The 2,675-nt window shown below is 49.3% G+C and carries 3 protein-coding genes; all 3 read right to left on the bottom strand.

The annotated features are described in order from the left end of the window. Nucleotides 1–75 precede the first annotated feature (75 nt). The 3 genes from DOM57_RS21630 to DOM57_RS21620 all read right to left on the bottom strand — a co-directional run bounded on the left by DOM57_RS21630 (nt 76) and on the right by DOM57_RS21620 (nt 2,546). The gene (locus DOM57_RS21630; RefSeq protein WP_110651823.1) at nt 76–822 is read right to left on the bottom strand and encodes a hypothetical protein; all 747 of its coding nucleotides are present in this window, start codon (nt 820–822) and stop codon (nt 76–78) included. 78 nt (nt 823–900) lie between these two features. Continuing rightward, entirely contained in the window at nt 901–1,671 is a 771-nt protein-coding gene (locus tag DOM57_RS21625; RefSeq protein WP_110651821.1) for a hypothetical protein, read from the bottom strand. Between the two features lie 92 nt (nt 1,672–1,763). After that, a complete protein-coding gene (locus tag DOM57_RS21620) occupies nt 1,764–2,546 on the bottom strand; it encodes a hypothetical protein (RefSeq protein WP_162619638.1) in 783 nt (260 codons plus the stop codon). Nucleotides 2,547–2,675: the final 129 nt, after the last annotated feature.

The raw sequence follows: 2,675 nt of genomic DNA, 5'->3' as shown, positions 1-2,675 counted from the left end.
TGTCGAACTCGGGTGGTATGCCTGGCGTGCATAGACCGTTGCCTGCGAGCGGACTTTTCGGACAAAACCTAGAACTCATCCCGGGACTATTGATTGGAGTTCACTACTGACAGTGACCTCATAATGCCTCATGAGGTCACCGACGTTCACTCCAACCACTTTCCTCACGGCCCCCAAGGAAAAATTGAGCTCTTGGATGTCTGGATTATCAGGCGTTGAATTCATATAATGGCGGCAAGCGCGAACGATAGATTCGGCAATGATGGCTAGGGGGGAATCTGGAGAAATTTCAGCCCGGACTCCTGTTACGAGTAGCCGCAGCTCCTTAAGAGACTCCAAGACCCTTTTAGGATCCTCCTGATCATACGGTTCAAAAAGGCTGCCTTTATCTTCCAACAGACAAATCACTCGTTTCGCTAACTTCTCGTCCGGACGGTGAGGAAGAATTTGAAACACCACTCTTTTCGCGCCCTCGAGACATTCTTTCATTAGTGACTCGTGATCACGTTTCCACTTTCGAAGATGTTCTGCGGGATAACCATGCCCACCATTCTTATCGACCAAATCCGCGCAGGCACTACAAAGCCAAATTGCATTGGCTATTCCACTTCTTTGTTGGTCTGTTTGTGACATGTCATAGCGAGGGCCGCCCGGACTGGCGGCGCAGATATGAGCAGCCTCCCCAGTTTTAATCGAAAGATTCGACGCGGCTTGGTCAGGCCCGATGGTAATCCTGCGACAGTAAGGATTGCTGCATATGTACGCAGCGCGCTCAGCAACCTTTCGCACCACAGCCACTTTGAAGTCGTCCCGTTTAGCCATTTTTATGAGCTTTCCTCAAATGAGTTCTAATGCCTGGATTAAGCCGCGCCGCGAAGCGGCGTCGGCTTGAATGAATTGTTAGACCTCGGCATGAAGGTTATGGTCATCTAGGCGCCCCAGCATTACAAGAAACGCATCAAGTGCGTCCTGTACAAAGGGTTGGTGATCAGGATAGGGGAACACAAATAGGTACGCTCGCATGAGCGCCAGAACGTGTGACTGCTTTATCGCCAAAAACTTCGGCTTTACTTCGTTGACAGTCGGATATCCCGCTGGACTTGCATACAGTAGCTCGTTGCGAAGGTTGGCCTCTCTCTTCACATAGCTTGTCATGTTGGTGAATCCCTCGCTCTGAGCGTGGCGTTCGATCTGACGCCTATATGACGGACTTCGTCCCTCGCTCTTGACCGAGAAGTTCAGAGGAGGAATAGGGTACGCGTTAATGGCGGAGCCGTTAACCTGCATCGGGATTGCAACTGTCAGCCGCCTCATTCCATTGTCTATCTTAATGTGTAGGGCGGGCTTGAGTCCGTTCGCTCCAATTGTTTCCTCAAAGAAAGATCCAAGTACCCGGAAGAACGGGATCATTGCGCTCTTGTGCACGTGGTTCCGGGGATTGAGCTTCTCCGAATTTTGATACCCGAGCTCTTGTAGGCAAAACATCAGTCCGGAGGCGGCTTCTTCTTCAGCAGTGATGCCGCGGAAGATCGCCATTGCGGGGTCAACTGCGACGAGAGCCTCTGCGAGCTCTAAATGTTTCAGCGCAGAGCGAAAGCAATGGCGGGATCGCTGATTGGGCGCATCGTCTACTAACGCTATGCAATTCCTGTCGAATCCCGTCAGTTCCATGGCACTCACATGAGGTCTAACGCTAATGGTAATGGGCGGCAACGGAGCGCAGCGTAGTTGGCGTCCCGTTGACCGCATTGTTAGGCCTCCTGTTACCCGCGTCTACCAGAAATGTCATAGAAGACTCCCTCCGTGTATTCAAGGGGATCTCGCTCATCTATTCCTAGTTGATTAAGCAGTTGAGAAGGTGACAATGGAGGGCAAGGCAGCTCTGACCGATTCGTTTCAGTCATCACACGAATGAATTTTTTATCAATTGTTAAGAAACAATCTGCACCATTAACCTCAGCCGTCCATAGGTGAAATGCATCCGGGTACTGTTTCTCAGACAACCGCTTGCAAAGCTCGCCGAATCTTTTAACGTTCCGTAGATTGGCCACTAGAAAGCTTGGCAAATCCTTTACTTGAGTGACTTTTTCAATTAAGAAATTCGGATCGATAGCCAATAGCCATTTGCAAAATTTTATCATGCTCTGGCTATCAATATACTCATCCAATGAGGAGTGAAAAAAGTACGATCTCTCAACGGCGGCATCTACGTGCTCAACCTCTACCCCGTTAAAGACATTGCCAATGGTGGTCGCAGGAAATGATCCAGAACGCTTCCACCCCTCAAACATGGTTTCCATGTAAGACGACAAAGCGATAACGTCCTGTCTTGCCAGTCTGCCAATTGTCGTCATGCATTTAACCTGCTCTCTCTTCCAAGGTTCAGATTCCTTAGGCAATGGCTTTCCCTCAAACCCAGAAATCTGCACTGTATGCTTTTCTCCACCCCAATAAATCTGATGAGGTTTTTGCGCGCCTTGCACAGTGTCGCTGATACTGAAAATACAGTTATCGAGAAAGACCCTTTTCGGAGTGCTATGTTCCATATACCTGCCTAACGGGTATTAGGTAGCCCGCTCCCTTTGCCACTTGAACAAGCTCGAGCGTTCAACAATCTTATCTAGCTCGCCACTTCACGCTTAACTAATTGATTTATAACAATGTAGTGGCACAGT

The organism is Salinicola peritrichatus (genome assembly GCF_003206715.1).
Lineage (GTDB): Bacteria > Pseudomonadota > Gammaproteobacteria > Pseudomonadales > Halomonadaceae > Salinicola > Salinicola peritrichatus.
Note: the sequence above shows the minus strand (reverse complement) of the source record. Positions and strands in the feature narration are given on the sequence as shown.

Bases quoted from the DNA above. Each gene is read 5' to 3' on its own strand.
- DOM57_RS21625 (WP_110651821.1), bottom strand. From the start codon at position 1,671: ATGGAACTGACGGGATTCGACAGGAATTGCATAGCGTTAGTAGACGAT.
- DOM57_RS21620 (WP_162619638.1), bottom strand. From the start codon at position 2,546: ATGGAACATAGCACTCCGAAAAGGGTCTTTCTCGATAACTGTATTTTC.
- DOM57_RS21630 (WP_110651823.1), bottom strand. From the start codon at position 822: ATGGCTAAACGGGACGACTTCAAAGTGGCTGTGGTGCGAAAGGTTGCT.